Source organism: Bacillota bacterium (genome assembly GCA_023511485.1).
Taxonomy (GTDB): Bacteria; Actinomycetota; Aquicultoria; order Aquicultorales; family Aquicultoraceae; genus CADDYS01.
The window spans coordinates 34,133-52,183 of sequence record JAIMBH010000005.1 but is presented as its reverse complement, the minus strand read 5'-3'; the positions used below and the strand labels follow the sequence as shown (position 1 = coordinate 52,183).

24 protein-coding genes are annotated in these 18,051 nt (G+C 46.0%); 21 read left to right on the top strand and 3 right to left on the bottom strand.

Going from position 1 to position 18,051, the window contains the following annotated elements:
- The first annotated feature begins 174 nt into the window (after positions 1 to 174).
- From K6T91_02710 to K6T91_02655, 12 genes are all read left to right on the top strand, one after another.
- Positions 175 to 1,005, top strand: coding sequence for an energy-coupling factor transporter ATPase (locus K6T91_02710; GenBank protein MCL6471706.1), 831 nt, complete (start codon positions 175 to 177; stop codon positions 1,003 to 1,005).
- Positions 999 to 1,856, top strand: a complete 858-nt coding sequence (locus tag K6T91_02705; GenBank protein ID MCL6471705.1) for an energy-coupling factor transporter ATPase — start codon at positions 999 to 1,001, stop codon at positions 1,854 to 1,856. Before K6T91_02710 ends, K6T91_02705 begins: the two co-directional genes overlap by 7 nt.
- Positions 1,847 to 2,656 (top strand): energy-coupling factor transporter transmembrane protein EcfT, encoded by an 810-nt coding sequence (locus K6T91_02700; protein ID MCL6471704.1) that lies wholly within the window; start codon positions 1,847 to 1,849, stop codon positions 2,654 to 2,656. The genes K6T91_02705 and K6T91_02700 overlap by 10 nt, the downstream gene beginning before the upstream one ends.
- Before the next feature lie 112 nt (positions 2,657 to 2,768).
- Positions 2,769 to 3,560, top strand: a complete 792-nt coding sequence (truA, locus tag K6T91_02695; protein MCL6471703.1) for a tRNA pseudouridine(38-40) synthase TruA — start codon at positions 2,769 to 2,771, stop codon at positions 3,558 to 3,560.
- A gap of 121 nt (positions 3,561 to 3,681) precedes the next feature.
- Entirely contained in the window at positions 3,682 to 4,704 is a 1,023-nt protein-coding gene (gene hrcA, locus K6T91_02690; GenBank protein ID MCL6471702.1) for a heat-inducible transcriptional repressor HrcA, read from the top strand.
- Positions 4,705 to 4,981: 277 nt separating this feature from the next.
- The gene (dnaJ, locus tag K6T91_02685) at positions 4,982 to 6,124 is read left to right on the top strand and encodes a molecular chaperone DnaJ (protein ID MCL6471701.1); all 1,143 of its coding nucleotides are present in this window, start codon (positions 4,982 to 4,984) and stop codon (positions 6,122 to 6,124) included.
- A gap of 133 nt (positions 6,125 to 6,257) precedes the next feature.
- Positions 6,258 to 7,121, top strand: a complete 864-nt coding sequence (prmA, locus tag K6T91_02680; protein ID MCL6471700.1) for a 50S ribosomal protein L11 methyltransferase — start codon at positions 6,258 to 6,260, stop codon at positions 7,119 to 7,121.
- Positions 7,114 to 7,890: a 16S rRNA (uracil(1498)-N(3))-methyltransferase gene (locus K6T91_02675; GenBank protein ID MCL6471699.1), complete on the top strand. Its 777-nt coding sequence runs from the start codon at positions 7,114 to 7,116 to the stop codon at positions 7,888 to 7,890. The genes prmA and K6T91_02675 overlap by 8 nt, the downstream gene beginning before the upstream one ends.
- A gap of 152 nt (positions 7,891 to 8,042) precedes the next feature.
- A complete protein-coding gene (locus K6T91_02670) occupies positions 8,043 to 8,303 on the top strand; it encodes a hypothetical protein (protein ID MCL6471698.1) in 261 nt (86 codons plus the stop codon).
- Positions 8,304 to 8,397: 94 nt separating this feature from the next.
- A complete protein-coding gene (locus K6T91_02665) occupies positions 8,398 to 8,736 on the top strand; it encodes a metalloregulator ArsR/SmtB family transcription factor (protein ID MCL6471697.1) in 339 nt (112 codons plus the stop codon).
- A gap of 44 nt (positions 8,737 to 8,780) precedes the next feature.
- Positions 8,781 to 9,092 carry a DUF2703 domain-containing protein gene (locus K6T91_02660; protein MCL6471696.1) on the top strand — a complete coding sequence of 104 codons (312 nt, stop codon included), beginning with the start codon at positions 8,781 to 8,783 and terminating at the stop codon, positions 9,090 to 9,092.
- Entirely contained in the window at positions 9,093 to 9,344 is a 252-nt protein-coding gene (locus tag K6T91_02655) for a thioredoxin family protein (protein ID MCL6471695.1), read from the top strand.
- A 161-nt stretch (positions 9,345 to 9,505) separates the two neighbouring features.
- On the opposite strand, the gene K6T91_02650 is transcribed toward K6T91_02655, so the two are convergent.
- The 3 genes from K6T91_02650 to K6T91_02640 form a co-directional block, all read right to left on the bottom strand.
- Positions 9,506 to 10,105: an alcohol dehydrogenase catalytic domain-containing protein gene (locus K6T91_02650; protein ID MCL6471694.1), complete on the bottom strand. Its 600-nt coding sequence runs from the start codon at positions 10,103 to 10,105 to the stop codon at positions 9,506 to 9,508.
- A 62-nt stretch (positions 10,106 to 10,167) separates the two neighbouring features.
- Entirely contained in the window at positions 10,168 to 11,010 is an 843-nt protein-coding gene (locus tag K6T91_02645; protein ID MCL6471693.1) for a hypothetical protein, read from the bottom strand.
- Between the two features lie 51 nt (positions 11,011 to 11,061).
- Positions 11,062 to 12,210, bottom strand: a complete 1,149-nt coding sequence (locus K6T91_02640; protein MCL6471692.1) for a hypothetical protein — start codon at positions 12,208 to 12,210, stop codon at positions 11,062 to 11,064.
- Between K6T91_02640 and K6T91_02635 the strand changes: the two genes are divergently transcribed.
- The 9 genes from K6T91_02635 to K6T91_02595 all read left to right on the top strand — a co-directional run bounded on the left by K6T91_02635 (position 12,197) and on the right by K6T91_02595 (position 17,945).
- A complete protein-coding gene (locus tag K6T91_02635; GenBank protein ID MCL6471691.1) occupies positions 12,197 to 12,442 on the top strand; it encodes a hypothetical protein in 246 nt (81 codons plus the stop codon). The two genes, K6T91_02640 and K6T91_02635, sit on opposite strands and share 14 nt — an antisense overlap.
- The gene (locus K6T91_02630) at positions 12,417 to 12,815 is read left to right on the top strand and encodes a carboxymuconolactone decarboxylase family protein (protein MCL6471690.1); all 399 of its coding nucleotides are present in this window, start codon (positions 12,417 to 12,419) and stop codon (positions 12,813 to 12,815) included. The genes K6T91_02635 and K6T91_02630 overlap by 26 nt, the downstream gene beginning before the upstream one ends.
- A gap of 34 nt (positions 12,816 to 12,849) precedes the next feature.
- A complete protein-coding gene (locus K6T91_02625; protein MCL6471689.1) occupies positions 12,850 to 13,044 on the top strand; it encodes a YHS domain-containing protein in 195 nt (64 codons plus the stop codon).
- A gap of 98 nt (positions 13,045 to 13,142) precedes the next feature.
- Positions 13,143 to 13,262 (top strand): FAD-binding protein, encoded by a 120-nt coding sequence (locus K6T91_02620; GenBank protein ID MCL6471688.1) that lies wholly within the window; start codon positions 13,143 to 13,145, stop codon positions 13,260 to 13,262.
- Between the two features lie 30 nt (positions 13,263 to 13,292).
- Positions 13,293 to 14,534, top strand: a complete 1,242-nt coding sequence (locus tag K6T91_02615) for an NAD(P)/FAD-dependent oxidoreductase (protein MCL6471687.1) — start codon at positions 13,293 to 13,295, stop codon at positions 14,532 to 14,534.
- A gap of 287 nt (positions 14,535 to 14,821) precedes the next feature.
- Entirely contained in the window at positions 14,822 to 15,499 is a 678-nt protein-coding gene (locus tag K6T91_02610) for a response regulator transcription factor (protein MCL6471686.1), read from the top strand.
- Positions 15,500 to 15,754: 255 nt separating this feature from the next.
- Positions 15,755 to 17,023: a tRNA (N(6)-L-threonylcarbamoyladenosine(37)-C(2))-methylthiotransferase MtaB gene (gene mtaB / locus K6T91_02605; GenBank protein ID MCL6471685.1), complete on the top strand. Its 1,269-nt coding sequence runs from the start codon at positions 15,755 to 15,757 to the stop codon at positions 17,021 to 17,023.
- 46 nt (positions 17,024 to 17,069) lie between these two features.
- A complete protein-coding gene (locus K6T91_02600; GenBank protein ID MCL6471684.1) occupies positions 17,070 to 17,414 on the top strand; it encodes a histidine triad nucleotide-binding protein in 345 nt (114 codons plus the stop codon).
- 69 nt (positions 17,415 to 17,483) lie between these two features.
- Positions 17,484 to 17,945, top strand: coding sequence for a GatB/YqeY domain-containing protein (locus K6T91_02595; GenBank protein MCL6471683.1), 462 nt, complete (start codon positions 17,484 to 17,486; stop codon positions 17,943 to 17,945).
- Positions 17,946 to 18,051 lie beyond the last annotated feature (106 nt).

The window sequence follows — 18,051 nt, the reverse complement described above, 5'->3', positions numbered from 1 at the left end:
AAAGGCAAGAGCTAACATGGTTCTTGCCTTTTCACATTACTGGCAAAAAGATTAGCGTTACGTTAATTTAAGCGATTAGTAATCTAGGAGCTGTCAGCCATCAGCTATTGACAATCAGCTTTTTATTTCTTTTGTCTTGAGGCTGGCAGCTGATAGCCGGTAGCTGATGGCTTTATAATTGAAACAATGATTGAATTTAAAGGCGTTTCTTACAGTTACAGCAAAACAGAAGACAAAATAACTGCCCTTAACAATATCGATCTTACAATTAAAGAGGGTGAGTTCATCGCTATCCTTGGGCCAAACGGCTCCGGGAAATCCACGCTTGCAAAACATATAAACGGTCTCTTGATTCCAAAAAAAGGGGAAGTGTTAGTAGACGGATTATCAACGCGCGACACATCCTCTCTCTGGCAGATACGCCAGAGAGTAGGTATGGTCTTTCAAAATCTGGACAACCAGATCATTGCAACTAGCGTTGAGGAAGATGTCGCATTTGGTCCTGAGAACTTAGGGCTAGGCCCAAAAGAGATACGTAAACGCATTGATGAAGCGCTTGAAATCGTAGGTATGCGGGCTTACGCAAAGCATGAGCCCCATTTGCTCTCTGGCGGCCAGAAACAAAAAATTGCTATAGCAGGAGCCTTAGCCATGTATCCAAAATACCTGGTAATTGATGAAGCCACTTCCATGCTTGATCCAAAGGGAAGAGCTGATACTTTGGTAACTCTTAAAGCGCTTAACAAGGAGCACGGCACTACGGTAATAAACATCACACACTCTCCTGATGAAGCAGTTCAAGCAGATAGAATTGTTGTACTTTCAGACGGGGCCATAATAAAAACCGGTGTGCCGAAGGAGGTCTTTGTCGACTCATCGGAGCTTGCCGCACTCGGCATTGGCGTCCCAAAAGCAAAACTTATTGCAGATGAGCTTGTCTCGGCGGGTCTGAGTTTGCCAACCGGCATCTTGACGGTAGGTGAGCTGGTGAGTGCATTATGCTGATTGAGTTGGTCAATGTCAGCTTCACGTACTTGCCCGGTACATCCCTTGAGCAAGTCGCACTTAAAGATGTCGACTTAAAAATTGGCGAAGGTGATTTTATCGGTCTTATTGGGCCGACCGGCTCGGGAAAATCCACCCTTATACAGCACTTGAATGGGCTTCTAACTCCTACACAGGGGCGGGTGTTGTTTGAGGGGAAAGAGATAGGCAAAGACGTACATCCACGCCTTGTGCGGGAAGAGGTCGGGTTGGTATTTCAGTTTCCCGAAAGCCAGCTTTTTGCCGACACGGTTGTAGATGATGTGTCTTTTGGGCCTCGCAACCTGGGCCTTTCGGACAAAGAAGCGCGCGTACGGGCAAAAGAGGCCATCGAGAGCGTAGGACTAGACTTTAACAAATTTGCCGACAGGCCTCCGTTTAGCTTAAGCGGTGGCGAAAAGCGGCTTGTAGCTATTGCCGGTGTACTTGCCATGAGACCCCGCGTACTTGTTTTAGATGAACCGGTAAGCGGATTGGATGTCCGTGGGAAGGCAAAGATTATGCGCATTCTTGATGAGCTAAACAAAGCAGGAATGACGATAATAATCGCTGCCCACGATATGGATGAGATCGCAGAGCATGTCGGGCGCATTGTCGTTGTAAACGGCGGTAGAGTAGTACTAGATGGCTGTCCAAAGGTGGTATTCTCCGAGCTGGATACAATAAAGGGTATAGGGCTAGATTTGCCGAAGCCAGTAGAGGTGCTTTTAAAGCTAAAGGAGTGCGGCTTTAATATATCGGTTGATTCTTTAAGCCTGAAAGGTGTTGTCAGTACAATACTTGCTGCGGTTAAGGAGAGACAATGTCTGTAGGTGCTGGGTTTATCACCGGGCAGTATTATCCTATAGATTCACCCGTTCACCGAACTGATCCGAGGGTTAAGCTGCTGCTTATCCTCTTTTACGCAGTCGCAATTTTCTTCATTAAAAATTTCACTGGTCTTGTGGTTATGACCATTCTTATCGGCGTGTTTGTCTATATAAGCAGGCTTCCTGTTGGCCTCGCCCTAAAAGGGGTCAAGCCTCTATTTTACATTCTCGTGCTTACCCTACTCATCCAGCTGTGGGTCGGTGGTGGTCCGTGGGTGGCTGTCGGGCCGGTAAATATTAGTATTCCGGGTTTAAGAGATGGGATATTTATCGATATACGACTGGTTCTTCTAATCGTTGGCGCATCGTTTCTGACGCTTACTTCAACACCAGTTGAGCTAACTGATGCTATAGAGTATCTGCTCACACCTTTAAAACGATTAGGGGCGCCGTCACACGAGCTTGCCATGATGATGACGATTGCCCTGCGCTTTATACCGATACTCTCCGTTGAGGCCGATAAGATAATCAAGGCTCAAGCATCAAGGGGAGCAAGATTTAACTCAAAAAACCCGATAGCAAAGTTTAGAAGCTTCATCCCTATCCTTATTCCGCTTTTCGTAAGCGTATTTAGGCGGGCGGATGAGCTAGCCGAGGCTATGGAGGCCCGCGCCTACCGTGGAGGTGAGGGAAGGACTCGCATGCGTGAGCTTAAGATGAAAAACGGTGACTGGATTGGGTTTATAGTAGTGAATGTGTTGTTTGCTGTTTTGATATATATTGGCAGACTACCGATCGTATAAAACCTGGACTTCCAGACGTGGCAAAGCGGCGACACCTTTTTATTTCTTAACTTTGGCGTCTTAGAACATTGGCACATCAAGACCTAATAATTAATAATGTTTAAGAGGACAGATGAAAGATAAACCTACACGAAATATCAAGCTTGTGCTCGAATACGACGGCACCAACTATAGTGGTTGGCAGAAGCAAGAGAAGCAAGACGTGCGCACATTGCAGGCAGAGGTCGAGGCCGCACTTAGTACTCTGCTGGGTGAGGTAATTGAGGTTAACGCTGCAGGTAGAACTGATGCAGGAGTTCATGCTTTTGGGCAGGTGATAAATTTCTTCACGTCTTCCGGTATGCCGATCCACAGGATTCCTTACTCGCTTAACGCGCTACTGCCGGAAGATATCGCCGCAAAGGATGCCGAGGAGGTCTCGCCGGATTTCGATGCGCGCCGGGACCCTAAGTGGCGTGAGTATCATTACTATATCCTGAACCGCTTTTACCGCTCGGTTTTTGCAAACAGGTTTGTCCACCACGAGGCTCGGCCGCTGGATGTTGAGGCCATGGATGAGGCGGTAAGTTACCTAAAGGGAAGGCACGACTTTACTTCGTTTTGTGCTACCGAAAGTGCGGCGACGATTAAAAATCCTGTTAGAACCGTGCTAGAGGTATCCTGCAAAAGGTCGTCTGATATAGTATGGGCGGGAGAGCCGCTGGAAGGGCTCATCACTATTAAGGTGCGCGCCCACGCTTTTCTCCATAACATGGTTCGCATAATTGCTGGTACTGCTATCGATGTAGGTCTAGGAGCAATATCTCCGTCTGATATCCCATCGATAATTGAGGCAAGAGATAGAACTAGGGCAGGCAAAACCGCCCCTGCCAAAGGCCTGGTGTTGGTTAAAATACAGTATTAAAAAGATAAAATCGCAGCTAGACTGGGTAGACACCCATCCACGTGTCCTTGACATTCAAGCATAACAGGTGATAAATTTAATTTAGCACTCTCCCTGCGAGAGTGCTAAAAGGAGCGGTAAAATGCTTGATGCTAGAAAGAAAGCAATATTATTTGTAGCAGTACAGGAATATATTCTGACCGCCGAACCGGTGAGCTCTCACAGGCTTGTTGAAAAATATCAGCTTGGTGTAAGCTCAGCTACGGTTAGAAACGAGCTTGCCGTATTAGAGGATTTAGGGTATTTGCATCAGCCCCATACTTCCGCAGGGCGCATCCCAACCGATATTGCTTACCGTTTTTATGTTGACAGCACGGCTGATAAGCCTGGGCTTACTCTTAAAGAGGAAAAGGCGATAGTTAAACTCTACTCTGCCTTAAACAAGGAGATGGAAGAGCTTCTACGGGAGACGACCAGTATCCTCTCAAAGCTTACAAACTACATAGCGGTTGTCATGGCTCCCACATTTAAGAGCAGTCGCCTTAAGCACATCGATCTAGTTTCACTATCGCCAAAACATATGCTAATGGTTCTAATAACCGATAAAGGACAGGTTTTAAAGCGTACGATCAGCGTTGAGACCCACGGTGTTGATGTTTCAGGTGTTGAGCACCTGCTAAACGAGAGGCTTCAGGGGCTTCAACCTTCCGAGATATCAACCGTTAAAGACGCTATTGACTTGTCCGACTATAAATCTGCAGGCTTTATCCACCAGCTAATAGACGAGATAGTAGACGTGATGCAGAGCGAGGACAAAGAGCGTGTTTTTCTAGGCGGTACAACAAGCATTCTCGGCCAGCCAGAGTTTGAAGATTTCCGTAAAGTACAATCCCTTTTAAGCTCGCTCGAGCACGGTTACCGTCTCCTTCAGTGGTTGGAGGATTCATATAGGAGTGATAAGGTGTTTGTTCGGATCGGGTCTGAGAATGCTGATCAGCAGATTAAAGATTGCAGTGTAATTGCAAGCACTTATCATGTAGATGATGAGGCTTTTGGAACACTGGGCATAATCGGCCCAACCCGCATGAATTATGCGCGGGCCATCTCGGCTGTCGAGTTCATTGCTGGGAATCTGACCAAGGCTTTGAACGATTTGAGGTCATAGTCCAGGGTCCAGGGACTAGGGTCCGGGGTTTATAAAAAATGTAGTGCAGCCCTTTAGGGCTGCTAACAGGCAGCAAGGGGCAGAGTCGAAGAGTCTAAATAACAATATCAAAAGCGTTTGCCCTCTTCCCTTGCCCTTACTTGCTGAGCGCTGGGCCATGAACTGTGAATAAATTCATATTGTACTATCGCAATCGCTTAAGCTATAATTCTCGCTTGGGCGATAAAAAATATTGAGCAAGAAATATTAATTAACATAGGTTTATGTTGAGGTAAAGATGGCCAAAGACTATTACGAGATATTGGGTGTTTCAAAAGGCGCAACGCAAGACGAGATCAAGAAAGCGTTTCGAAGGCTTGCCCGGAAGTATCACCCTGATGTTAATAAGGACGATCCCAAAGCTGAGGCAAAATTTAAGGAAATCAACGAGGCTTACGAGGTCTTAAGCGACCCGGATAAACGCCGCAACTATGATACGTTTGGTTCGGCTAAGGGTCCGGCGTTTGGTGGCGGCTTTGAGGATTTTTCTGGCTTCGGTGGCGGCTTCGAGAGCGCTTTTGGCGATATATTTGACATGTTTTTTGGCAATTGGCAGCAGCAGGGTGGGCGAGCGAAAAGTACCGCCCAGCGTGGCTCCGATTTAAGCCTTGAGCTAACGGTAGACTTTGAAGAAGCTGTCTTTGGCGCAGAGAAAGAAGTTGAGATCGCCCGCTTGGTAGGCTGCAGTACTTGCGGTGGTACAGGCCTGGAGCCCGGCACGAGTCCGGCGACCTGTCCTACTTGCAGGGGCGCGGGAGAGGTCAGAAGTGAGCAGCGCACTGTTTTCGGTACATTTATCAGGACGTCGACCTGCCCTAAATGTCAGGGCACTGGTCGGGTGATTACAACACCATGCAAAGATTGTAACGGCCAGGGCCGAAAACCTGTGCACGAGAAGATAAAAGTCGATATTCCAGCCGGGGTGGATAACGGCGTTACGCTTAAGCTAACAGGCAAGGGTGAGGCCGGCCTGCGCGGTGGAAGACCCGGAGACCTGTACGTCACGCTTCATGTTAAGCCGCATTCTGTCTTCGAGCGCCGGGGAGTCGATCTTTTCTGTCAGCTACCGATAACATTTACCCAGGCCGCAATCGGTTCGGAATTGCAGGTACCAACGCTTGAGGGTTTTGAAACAATAACAGTTGCACCGGGAACACAGACGGGAACAACTTTTAGGCTAAAAGGAAAGGGCGTTCCTTCGCTTCGCGGTAGTTCCCGTGGTGATATTATAGTTCAGGTTGTAATAGAGACCCCGCGCAAGTTAACCGAAAGACAAAAGGAACTTTTAATTGAATTTGCCCGGGAGTCGGGTGAGGAAATCCACGAAACATCACACGGCGGTATTTTCAGCCGCATAAAGGATGCTTTTGGCCAAAAGTAAAACTGGTGAGTGGATAAATGGATAAATCAGTGAATCGGAGGTTCCCCATCCTTGATGAGAGGGATTGGGGAATAGCAGAATTCGTGCCTCTTGCCCTCAAATTCATAAGCCATGAACTAACCCGGAGGATTGCATGGATTGGCTGAAGGTGGAAGTTACCGTATCTTTAGAAGCGGCTGAGGCTCTATCTTCGGCGATGCTAAACTTAAGTCCATCCGGTATCCAGATCGATAACAAAGATGATGCTGTGACCCTTACCGCCTACGTGCCAGAATCTTATCCTGTTGAGGATATCCAGATAACTTTAAAAGCTGCATTGGAAAAGATCGACCTCGAAGGGCTAAAGACCGATCCGGCTACGATTAGCATTAGTACAATTTCTGATGAAGATTGGGCCGAGAATTACAAAAAATCCTTCAAGCCGGTGCGAATCGGCAGGTTCTTGATAAGGCCATCCTGGCAGGAAGTCGAGTCTTTCCCAAACGAGATAGTAATCCAGCTTGACCCGGGGCTTGCCTTCGGGACTGGCTCGCACCCGACGACTGAAGGGTGCCTTATATTTTTGCAGGAATTTGTGCGTGGAACCGACACGGTGCTTGATCTAGGTACTGGCTCAGGGATACTTGCGATAGCGGCCGCAAAACTTGGGGCAAAAAAAGTTGTTGCAATCGATAATGACCCGCAGGCCATAGAAGTCGCAAAAGAAAATGCAGCCGAAAACGGAGTAGCTGATAAAATTGATTTCATAGTCAAGGACTTTTCAGACCTTGAACTCACACAGGTTGACCTTCTTGTTGCTAATCTAACTGCTTCAATGATAATTAATTTCTTGCCTGATATAGTGCGCAGGCTCAAAGGGCTTAAGATTTTTATTGCCTCCGGTATAACGGTTGAGCAAAAAGGCGGAATTCTTGAAGCTCTTAAAGATAATGGCTTTATAGTTAAAAAAATTCTTGATATAGGTGAGTGGACTAACGTGGTGAGTGAGCTTGGCTAAGCCCCGCTTTTTTGTGGATAGGGCAGTTAAATACGCGGTTGATATAACCGGCTCTGATGCAAGACACATCCGAGATGTCTTGCGGCTGCGCGCTGGGGAAGTCATCGAAGTTGTGGATCCAGAAGGAGTCGTTTCGGATGTTGAGATTGTAAACATCTCAGACGAGAAGGTAACGGGCAAAGTCATCAAGAGTTACCGTCCAGAAGAGGGCCTTCCCGAGGTATTCCTATTTCAAGCTCTACCCAAAGGCACAAAGATGGACGATATCGTTCGCAAATCGGTTGAGATTGGTGTTACCGGAATATTTCCTATGTTAACTGAGCGCGTGGTCGTTAAGGTAGAGCCCGAGAAAGCCGCAAGAAAAGTCGAGCGGTGGCAAAAGATAGCTACTGAGGCCGCAAAGCAGTCCCACCGCACTCTTATTCCAAAAGTAAGCCCGGTACTTTCTTTTAGCGATGCGTTAGTTCAACTTGAGGGCTTTGACGAGGTTATCGTTTTCTGGGAAGAGGAGCGAGCCCAATTTCCCTACGAAGTACTGGATGTGAGTGCAAAAAGAGTTGCTCTTGTTATCGGCCCTGAGGGTGGGCTTGCCGACTCTGAGGTTTTAAGCCTTAAAGAGATCGGCGCAAAAATCGTAACACTTGGCGAGTCTATCCTTCGAGTTGAGACTGCCGGTCCGGTTGCAATTGCACTTATCGTATACGATTTGAGAAGGTTAAAAAGACAAAGTTCGAAGGCCCCAGATTCGGGGAAAATAAGCTATTACTAACCTTTAAGGCCTTAAGTTTGAATCCTGTCTGGGGATTGAGTGGGCTACGGTTATGGATTAAGTTTATATCACCAATGAGAATTTTGCGAACGTGAACGATGTCTCAATTTGCACACTTTGCACCACTTTGCACCTAGCTTGATTTTGCTACTATTGGGGCAGCCATTGTAAACGGTGAAACCGAAGGCTTTGCAAAGCTCATCGTGGACAACAGCAACGGTCAAATAATCGGAGGACACATAATCGGCCACAGTGCGGCAGAGCTTATTTTAGAGGTTGCTATTGCCATGAAAGGTAATCTTACGATAGATGATATCGCTGACACCATCTACATCCACCCCACGTTTTCTGAAGCGGTCGCTGGTGCTGCTGTCTCACATGATAAGGGGCATTTTGAAGCGTGCTGCGGGTAAGCCTATGGACTCTTAAAACATGTTCTTGAAAACAGGGCAGATTCTTATATAATAAGAATCAACATATTAAAATACGTTAATACAAGGTGGCACAATGACTAAAATGGTAGAAAAGAGTGCGCAAGAGCTTCAATCAACGCTCTATGCGAAATTCTTTCAGGGGCTAGCTAATCCAACGCGATATAGAATCGTTGAGGTGCTGCTTGGCGGCTCAAAAAACGTAAGTGAGTTGGTGGAAACACTTGGTGTATCGCAAAGCCTCGTCTCCAATCAACTTGCCTGCCTTAAGTGGTGTGGCTACGTTAGCTCGCAGCAGGAAGGAAAATACGTCTATTACAAAATAACTGATGAGCGAATCCGCACGATTATGGAACTTAGCCGCTCGGTGGTTACAGATAATGCCAGCCATATTAGCTCGTGCACCAGGATGTAAGCCAATCTAAGTAGCAGACATATCGGTTAACAGAGGAGGATAAAATGAAAATCGAATTACTTTACTTTTCAGGTTGTCCTACATTTAAGAATGCTGAAGAAGTTTTAGCCGAGGTCATGAAAGAGCTTGGTATAGATGAGCCGATTGAAAAGATCGATGTTCAAAGTCAAGAAGAGGCGGTTGAGAGAAAGTTTTTAGGATCGCCTACAATTAGGATAAACGGCCTTGATGTTGATAGGAATGCGCGTACGGCGACTGATTACGCTCTAAAGTGTCGTGTGTACCAAACAAGTGAAGGGCTTTTAGGCTGGCCTAACAAGAAAATGGTTTTAGAAGCATTCAAGGAGGCCATGTAAATGAAGTCTGTGGTGCTTCTCATAGCCGATTGGTGTCCCGTATGTCCTGGCGCAAAGGAGCTATGGGATAGTTTAAAGAAGGAATATGACTTTAATTATGAGGTTTATGATATAGCATCAGAAAAAGGTCAGCAATTAGCTAAAGAGTACGGAATAACCGGCGTTCCCGTGACTATTATTGACGGAAAGGTTGTTTTCACAGGTACGCCTGACAAAGAAAGCGCAATTGCAGCTATCCAAAATATTTTTTAGCGGTGCCTGTCACCTTTCAAATTGCTGACCAGTATAAACAGAGAATGCTTAATAATAAAGTGTGCGATTGTGAATTTCCAGGCTATTAAATATTTTACAATCGCACACTTTTAAGCCAATAGCAAGGTAAAGTACCTGGTAGAGAGATTGCCCGGTGCCTGTCACCGTTGTAGAAGAAGAAAGGTAAAGAGAAGGCCGATGCTTCCTGCGCCAAGAACGAGGGCCATCTCAGGAGACCATCTTAAGCGCTGCTGCAGCTTAAATATCTCACGAATTCCTTTTTCGCAGATGCTTAAGGGTTCAACCAATATCCCTATAGCGCGCAAGTGAGGGGGAACTTTAAGCAGGTTATCAGGTTTCTCGACAAAGTAATCAGCCATGAATCCCTGTAATTTTAAAATGCCCCTCTCTTCGTAGTTATTGGTGAGGCACATATCGGGCTCTAACTGGCTACAGCTTGGGCATTGCTCAGGGCAGCCCCGGCGGACGGTTGGCACAACAAGCTCCTCCTTAAAAAAACCGCTTACATGCAAACCAATTTTATCGATAACCCCGACAGCCTCATGACTGATGATTAGCCGTTCCTCGCCCGGAGGTGCCTGGCCATAGAGTCCCTCGTTTATATCGATATCCGTTCCGTCAACTCCAACTTCGATGACTTTAACCCGGATCTCACCTGGGCCTGGCTCGGGAGTTGGCACATCTGACAAGCTCGCGCTATCCTTCTGTCCTGGTTTTACGGCAGTCGCTCTCATACTCATCTGGCCACCTCTCAAGTTTGATCTTAAAAGAGCCCGGATTCTCGGTTATATATAGCTCGTTTCTACCCCCCCTCTTTGAGAACCTCAAAGCTGATATAACTATCGCCAACCCTTAAGCCGGCGAGATGTATTCGATATATGTCTGCAGGGAATCTCGGTTTAAGGATAAGAAGTTTCTTGTCCGCCTGCACCCGCATGCCGAGAATTGTGGATAGCATCAGAAACGATACTCCGGACGCCCAGGACTGCGGGCTGTTGCTTGCCGGGTAATCAATTGGTACGACAGATGACCTGCGATCATAGCCTGCAAAAAGCTCAGGAAGTCTTTGATATGCAAAGTATTGACCGGCATCTAAGATAGAATCGATAATCAGCAAAGATTCCTCGTAAAAACCATAGCGCATCAGCCCGTTTGCGATAATTAAGTTATCGTGAGGCCAGATGGTTCCGTTGTGGTAACTCAGCGGATTATAGGCAGCCATCTGTGAGCTCATCGTGCGTATGCCCCAACCAGAAAACATGTCGGGAGAGAGTAATTTCTCCCTCAAAATACCGGCCTTTTCTTTATCAACAATGCCGGACCAAAGGAGTTGTCCCGCGTTGGATGTTATTGAGTCAACTTGCTTCTTATCTTTATCGAGTACCTCAGCAAAGAAGCCTTTATCTTCCATCCAGAAGTCTCGGTTAAACCTTTCTTTTAGCTCGGTGACCTCTTTTCTTAGCTGGCCAGCTCTTCCACTATCTCCTAGAACATCTAAGAGCTCTGCAGCACCCAGTTTTGCCATGTATACATAACCTTGAACCTCACACAGAGCAATAGGGGCTTTAGCAAAACGGCCGTCGGCAAATCTTACCGAATCCCACGAGTCCTTCCACCCCTGATTTTCAAGGCCATGCTCACTCATTTTTCTGTACTCGACATATCCATCATTGTCTTTATCTCCATATTTATCGATCTATTCGAGGGCTTTTACAAGATTACCTTTGAGGCTGCCTATTAATGCTTTATCTCCAGTCCAGCTGTATAACTCGTAGAGGAGGATGATGAAAAGCGGGGTTGCATCGACCGTTCCGTAGTAAATTTTGTAAGGGGCCTCGCCAATTGCTGGAAAGGTTGATGGAAATCCGCCCCATCGGATCTCATGAAATATCTTGCCGGGCTCCTCCTCGGTGCGTATGTCTACTTTGCGGCCTTGATATCTGGCTGAGTTTCTTAGAACGCCGTATGCCATATCCGGCAGATAAGGCAGTGTCTGGTACGCTGTTATTAAGCTATCTCTTCCAAAGCACGTTACAAACCATGGGATTCCCGCTGCTGGAATTATTCCTAGATCTTCAAACTTTGGCTTCTTTAGTCGGAGCGCTACCATGTCTGTTAGACTTTGTGCATAAGCGTGCTCTAAAGTGTCATAATCCGTAAATAGCTTAGGGGCTTTTCTAACCCATTCAACCTCGCTCTCAGGCCGTTTGCGCACCATGCTAAACGGCTCACATCTGTAGCTTGATACTACTGCTTTCCGGCTTGCAAGCATAGAGAAGTCAATACAGATTCGCCATCGCTGGTCCGGCTCAAGTTTTATATCAAAGCCGGCTGCCTTCTCGCCAAGCTCAGGTGTTTGGCTAAAAACTATCTTAGTTTCTCTATAGAGGGCTTTGGATTCATGCCTGAAAGAGAGGCTTCTAGCCTTCCTATTTGTAATAAATTCAGGCGATATCTCAGCAGGGTGGCGGCTAGCTTTAACATCGAAGATATCTGCGAAATCGGCATCAAACTCAAAATGAAGCTTGATATCGATTGGTTCTAAGCTATGGTTTGCTATCTCAAGGTCTTCGTGAAGGGCATCTCCGATTATGCGTTTCCTTGCTATCGTTATTGAATTCGGGCGCATGCCATCAAGTTCTGGATTTGTCAGGTAATGAACTGCTGAGTAATAATCAACCTGTCGCCCAGTTAACACGGTTGGCTTAACGCCGTTTATAAATATTTCGTACCGGTTTAGGAAACGGGTATCCTGGTTGTATAGACCATCTTCTTTACCGGGCAAGATGTCGCCCAGTTCGTTTGAAATAATAAACAAAGTGCCTTCATTGATGGTGACTTTCATTCTTGTTCTCCCAGAAGCAGGAATTGCTTTAAATCTTTCCACGCCGTATCTGGCTTTAAACTGCAAAGGCTCTCTGCCGGTTATTGAAATCGGGCTCAATGAAATATTTGTGCAAACATCGGCAGACCAGTTTGCCACGAAAAAGTTTTTGAGTACGTTTACGGGTAGAAACGCATTTGTAAGGTATTTGATTATTGGAGGTCGCTATGAGAAGCAGGAAAGAAATATTTGATGAGATGGAATCTATGCTTGGCCGCATACCCAGCTGGATGCTAACAATTCCCGATTCAACTCTTGAGCATGATTGGGAGATCTTCAAAGTGATGGAGCTTCAGCCAAGCAACTTATCTCCGATGGAGAAGCATTTGATGGGTGTATCTGTCGCTTCAGCTGCAAGCTGTCCGCATATGGCATATTGGCACGCTCAGATGGCGATGGCGTCAGGTGCCACGGATACCCAGGTAGATGAGGCTTACCGGATTGCAAAATATGTTGCCGGCTGGTCGGCGTTTCTTGAGGGTAATAACCCGGATATGGAGCAATTCAAAAATGAAGCTAATCAGATAGCAGCCTATATCAAGCAGTCGATGCAAAAAGCAGCTTAATGTTGTATTAAAAAATAGGTGTAGGTGAGGATAGATGGCTAAATGTATTGTATGTGCCTCAATGGGCATGGACACCACAGTAGATGAGGCAAGAGCTAAACAGGAAAATTTGACTAGTGAGTACCAAGGCAGAACTTATTATTTTGACAGCCTAGAGCATAAGAATATGTTTGATCAGGATCCTGAGCGCTACCTAAAGATAGCAAAAGAGATAGGTTGGGCCGCTTAGGAAATTCAAGTTAAAAATTAGAAGCTTTCATATCAAGTATAGGGCCTGAATTAGCTCCTGATAGGTTATACATTTAAAACATTTAAAGGAGGCCTGTTATGCATTACGACCTGCTTGTTATCGGCTCAGGTAGCGCAGGAGCAGCTGCAGCTGTGGGTGGAATAGAGCTGGGTGCAAGAGTTGCGATGGTCGAGAAAGCAAAGCTTGGCGGAACCTGACCTAATACGGGTTGTGCTCCCAGCAAGGCTTTGCTGGCCTCAGCAGCAGCTTTCCGTTCACTAAAAAGGGCTGCTGAGTTCGGCTTATCAGCTGACGGCATTGGCTTTGATTTTGGAAAGGTTATCGACCGAAAGAACTGGGTTGTCTCTCAGATAACTGGGCCAGAGATGCGAAGATTCTTCGAGATACAAGGAATCGATATTATCTATGGTACGGCTAGTTTTAAGTCAACACACGAAGTTGATGTTAATGGAAGGACCATCTCGTTTAATAAAGCCATTATCGCAACCGGATCCACACCTTTCGTGCCACCTATAGAGGGCTTAGATGAGGTGGGATACATAACAAGCGAGCAAGCAATCGATATGCGAGACCTGCCCGAATCGTTTATTATGGTTGGGGGCTCAGCCGTGGGTCTAGAGTTTAGCACGGTCTACGAATCTTTTGATTCTCAGGTAACAATCGTGGAAGCTGCAGGTAGAATAGCCCCTAAGGAAGATCCGGAGATATCAGAAGCTATCCATAATTACATGACAAGCAGGGGTGTTAACATCTATGCGAGCTCTCAAGTAAAGAAGGCTTTTAAGGATAATCACGCCAAGGCTCTGGTGATCCAAACACCGGATGGCAAGGCTACATTAAAGGCAAACGAGATATTTATTGCAACAGGCCGGCGCCCCTTGATAGATAATCTTAACCTGGAAGGAATTGGTGTAAAAACCGGCAAGAAAGGGATCGAAGTCAACAAGTACTTGCAGACAAGCGTTGATAATATATATGCGGCAGGCGATGTTATCCCTGGCTTTCAATTAGCTCAGGCCGCAGCATATGAAGGCGACCTTGCAGTTAAAAACGCCCTTGCCGGAAACAGCGAAGAGGTCAGCTTTCGCGTCATACCACGGGTTACTTGGAGTAACCCTCCAATCGCAAGCGTGGGCATAACCGAGGAAGAGGCAAGGCAAAATGGCTTCAACTACGTAGCGCATAAAATGCCGTTTGCAGGTCTTGGCCGGGCCCTTACATCTGGAGACCGCTTGGGTTTCGCAAAAATTATTGCAGATGTAGACAGTGAAGAGGTGCTCGGCATCCATATAATTGGTCATCATGCAGATGAAATACTCGAAGAAGGGGTGGTCGCAATGCAGTCCAGGTTGAAGTTAGCTGACCTCGCGCAAACGATTCATTGCGTGCTTACTATGTCCGAAGGATTAGGCGATGCTTTTATAGATCTAAAGGGATTAATAGAGAGCAAGAAGCGCAAGGCGGCATGACGATAGCAAAAGAATCACGGTAAGCCACAAATTCCCAGAAAACCTATAGGAATTCCCTAATTTGGGTTATAATTATACCTATATATAGGTATAACCGATATATAGGTAAATAGAATAAACTGTAAGTAGTGGAGTAATACTAAAAATTTACCTATAAGTATCGACCTATTTTATGTTCTTGCAGAACCACTACTATTTGGAGCTCATAACCATAATCTGTTAGGCTCAGGCTCGAGCCACAATCTATCCATATCAATAGAGTCCGCAAAGCGGTCTTACCTGGAACGGTGAAGACAGACGGTGGCGGGGGAAGGGATGCCAAGATGGAGGACAATATGAGCACTAGTTTAATCATAGCGAGCCCTTATCCTCTTATGCAGGAAGGTATTAAGGCAATGTTAAGCGATGTCGGTGACGTAACGGTTATTGATACTGCGACTACATGTGCCGAAGTGGACGCAAAGATAGAGAAGGTTTCCCCCGATATTATTATCATCGATCTTCAGCTTTCCGATTTTTGTGGCTTTGATAGGATTAAATCCTATATTGATATAAATCCGTCTATTAGATTTTTGTTTATCTCAAACCTTGACAACGGCAAGTATTTTGAAGAGGCAATATCCAAAGGAGCCTGCGGCTTTATTCTAAACAGTGTGAACAAGGACGAACTGGTTGCGGCAGTTAAGAGCGCCATTGCAAATGAAGTTTACGTGCAACCTAAGCTGGCTAAGGAGATATTCAAAATGAGAGTGACGACGGATGGCAATTTGGTTAGCCTGCCTCCCAGGCAGCAGCAGATACTTGAGTTCATGGCCGAAGGGTTTTCAAACAAAGAGATTGCATCCCAGCTTGGACTAAGCATCGAGACCATCAATACTCATGTTAAGCAAATTCTCAAGAAACTCAAAGCAAGGGATAGGGCGCAGGCTGTAGCAATTGCTTTCCGAAGGTTACTTATAAGATAAGCGGTTTAAAATGCTAGCACACTTATTTCATCTGGTTTCATCTAATTTCATCTACCGGTTGTTTGATGGTTAACTTATAATTCCGTTGTTATTGTCGAAAGGCTAAAAACAAGTCAAAATATAGTAGGAAGCCAAAGGTCAAAAGCTAAGAATTAAAATCTTTGGAATTCTAGCTCCCGACTTCTGGCTTCTTCGCGTTGCTGTTAAGTCGGCTTAAACCGCGGTTATTAAAATAAAAAATTGGGGTTTTATGTTGTGCATAGCAGAGTAAGCTTTTCCATACATACACTTGGCTGCAAAGTCAATCAATATGAAGGAGAGCGAATAGTTGCCGATCTTAAGAGAATGGGCTGGGATCAGGTTGATTTTTCATCCTCAGCAGACGTGTATATCATCAATAGCTGCACGGTCACGGCGGTTGCAAATCACAAGTCCAGGCAGCTTATAAGGCGCGCCTTAAAAAACAATCCAGAATCCCTTGTTGTGGTTACCGGCTGTTATGCTGATTCTGATCGCGATGAGATAGCTCAAATTGAGGGGATCGACTTGATCGTGGGAAATGACCAGAAGCGTGAGCTCCCGAGGGTACTTGCTGAAAAGCTCGGCATGGAAGCATCCAGCAAGGTAAGCGGGGATAAGATTGTTATGCCTTTACATACTCGTGCGCTGGTTAAGATACAGGATGGCTGCAACCAGTTTTGCAGCTATTGCATAGTTCCCTATGTCCGTGGCAACCTTTGGAGTCGCCCGCAAAGCGAGATAGTCGATGAGGTATCGCGTCTTGTAGCTACCGGCACGCAAGAGATAGTTTTGACCGGCATTCATCTTGGGCTGTATGGTAACGGAACAGGTAACAGCTTGGGCAGCCTTTTAAGAAGGCTTATCGATATACGTGGCCTGGGCAGAATTCGTCTGAGCTCTATCGAGCTAAACGAAATAACACCTGATATTGTCGAGCTGATATCCACATCAGGCAAAGTATGCAACCATCTTCATATCCCGCTTCAGAGCGGAAGCGATAGCATACTTGCTAAAATGAATAGACGTTACACGCAGTCTGAGTTTGTTGAGCGCACTGATGAACTTAAGCAGAAAATCGATGGTCTTGCAATTACAACTGACGTCATTGTCGGTTTCCCTGGAGAGACCGATAATGATTTTAACGATACCGCAGAGCTAGTTGAGCGAGTCGGGTTTAGCAAACTTCATGTGTTTAAGTTTTCTCCGAGAGCAGGAACGCCTGCTGCAACCTATAACAACCAGGTTGCAAGCTCTGTTAAAGACAGCCGATCAGCTCAGCTGATTGATATAAGCAGAAAACTGTCGTCAAAGTTTGCCTCAAACTACGTTGGGAAAAACTTGAGTGTATTGGTGGAGCGCGCGCATGGCAAGTATCTTTCAGGTATAAGCGATAACTATATCAGGGTTCATATAGAAGGCGGTACGCAAGATGCTATCGGAAGGTTAGTTAATGTTAATATAGATGAGCAGGAAAACGCAATCCTCTATGGTAGAATTGTATAGGCTATCAGATATCGTTGATTTTTGATCTACAACAAGGAGGGAGTAAATGGCAGAAGACCTTTTTTGTAAAATGGTTGCTGGGGAAATTCCAGTCGATAAGGTTTACGAGGACGAAGATATACTTGCTTTTCGCGATATCAGACCGCAGGCTCCTACCCATATCTTAATTATCCCTAAAAAGCATATCGCAATGCTTGCAGATGCCACCGAAAAGGATGAAGAGTTGCTCGGCAAGTTGCTGTTTGCGGCCAGTAAAATCGCTAAACAGGAGGGAATCGCAGAAAGCGGCTATAGGGTTGTTATAAATAACGGACCTGATTCCGGGCAGGAAGTCTATCATATCCACATCCACCTCTTAGGTGGGAGGAAGCTGGGCTGGCCACCAGGATAAAAAGCAGGGTGCAGAGACCAGGATCCTGGGTCCCGACCCGATCCCCTGACCTACAAAAGGAGGCAAATTTTGTCACTTAAAGACCGTTTAAGCGAGGATTTAAAATCAGCAATGCGTGCTGCGCCTTCTGATGTTAGTCAGAAGATTAGGGTTTCAACGATCCGTTTCCTCAATGCCGAGATCAAAAATGCCGAAATAACAAAAAAGAGCCAGCTTACAGACGAGGAAATCGTTGAGATAATCCAAAAGCAGATCAAGCGCAGAAGAGAAGCTGTTGAGCAGTATAGGAAGGGAAATCGTGAGGATTTGGCGGAGAAAGAGGAGAGCGAAGCCAAAATCCTTGCCAGCTATCTGCCGAAACAGCTCACCGACGATGAAATCCGGGAGCTTGCAAAGAGGGCCATTAAAGATACGGGGGCTACGTCTATAAAAGAGATGGGCAGAGTTATGAGCAAGCTAATGCCCGAGGTTAGAGGCAGAGCTGATGGTAAAAGGGTCAATGAGATTGTTTCGGAGCTATTAAAAGGTTAGGATGAACGCAGTTTTCTGTTCAAATGCCTGATTTCTAGCTCCTGGAGACCCAAAGGTGATATAATTTTCTCACTGTCTAGACATCAGCAAGTTCCCGGGCACGGAT

What these genes read in the sequence shown, in the direction of transcription:
- K6T91_02705 (MCL6471705.1), top strand. Translation starts at nt 999, where the DNA reads ATGCTGATTGAGTTGGTCAATGTCAGCTTCACGTACTTGCCCGGTACA.
- K6T91_02700 (MCL6471704.1), top strand. Translation starts at nt 1,847, where the DNA reads ATGTCTGTAGGTGCTGGGTTTATCACCGGGCAGTATTATCCTATAGAT.
- truA (MCL6471703.1), top strand. Translation starts at nt 2,769, where the DNA reads ATGAAAGATAAACCTACACGAAATATCAAGCTTGTGCTCGAATACGAC.
- hrcA (MCL6471702.1), top strand. Translation starts at nt 3,682, where the DNA reads ATGCTTGATGCTAGAAAGAAAGCAATATTATTTGTAGCAGTACAGGAA.
- dnaJ (MCL6471701.1), top strand. Translation starts at nt 4,982, where the DNA reads ATGGCCAAAGACTATTACGAGATATTGGGTGTTTCAAAAGGCGCAACG.
- prmA (MCL6471700.1), top strand. Translation starts at nt 6,258, where the DNA reads ATGGATTGGCTGAAGGTGGAAGTTACCGTATCTTTAGAAGCGGCTGAG.
- K6T91_02665 (MCL6471697.1), top strand. Translation starts at nt 8,398, where the DNA reads ATGACTAAAATGGTAGAAAAGAGTGCGCAAGAGCTTCAATCAACGCTC.
- K6T91_02660 (MCL6471696.1), top strand. Translation starts at nt 8,781, where the DNA reads ATGAAAATCGAATTACTTTACTTTTCAGGTTGTCCTACATTTAAGAAT.
- K6T91_02655 (MCL6471695.1), top strand. Translation starts at nt 9,093, where the DNA reads ATGAAGTCTGTGGTGCTTCTCATAGCCGATTGGTGTCCCGTATGTCCT.
- K6T91_02650 (MCL6471694.1), bottom strand. Translation starts at nt 10,105, where the DNA reads ATGAGTATGAGAGCGACTGCCGTAAAACCAGGACAGAAGGATAGCGCG.
- K6T91_02645 (MCL6471693.1), bottom strand. Translation starts at nt 11,010, where the DNA reads ATGAGTGAGCATGGCCTTGAAAATCAGGGGTGGAAGGACTCGTGGGAT.
- K6T91_02635 (MCL6471691.1), top strand. Translation starts at nt 12,197, where the DNA reads ATGGTGACTTTCATTCTTGTTCTCCCAGAAGCAGGAATTGCTTTAAAT.
- K6T91_02640 (MCL6471692.1), bottom strand. Translation starts at nt 12,210, where the DNA reads ATGAAAGTCACCATCAATGAAGGCACTTTGTTTATTATTTCAAACGAA.
- K6T91_02630 (MCL6471690.1), top strand. Translation starts at nt 12,417, where the DNA reads ATGAGAAGCAGGAAAGAAATATTTGATGAGATGGAATCTATGCTTGGC.
- K6T91_02625 (MCL6471689.1), top strand. Translation starts at nt 12,850, where the DNA reads ATGGCTAAATGTATTGTATGTGCCTCAATGGGCATGGACACCACAGTA.
- K6T91_02620 (MCL6471688.1), top strand. Translation starts at nt 13,143, where the DNA reads ATGCATTACGACCTGCTTGTTATCGGCTCAGGTAGCGCAGGAGCAGCT.
- K6T91_02600 (MCL6471684.1), top strand. Translation starts at nt 17,070, where the DNA reads ATGGCAGAAGACCTTTTTTGTAAAATGGTTGCTGGGGAAATTCCAGTC.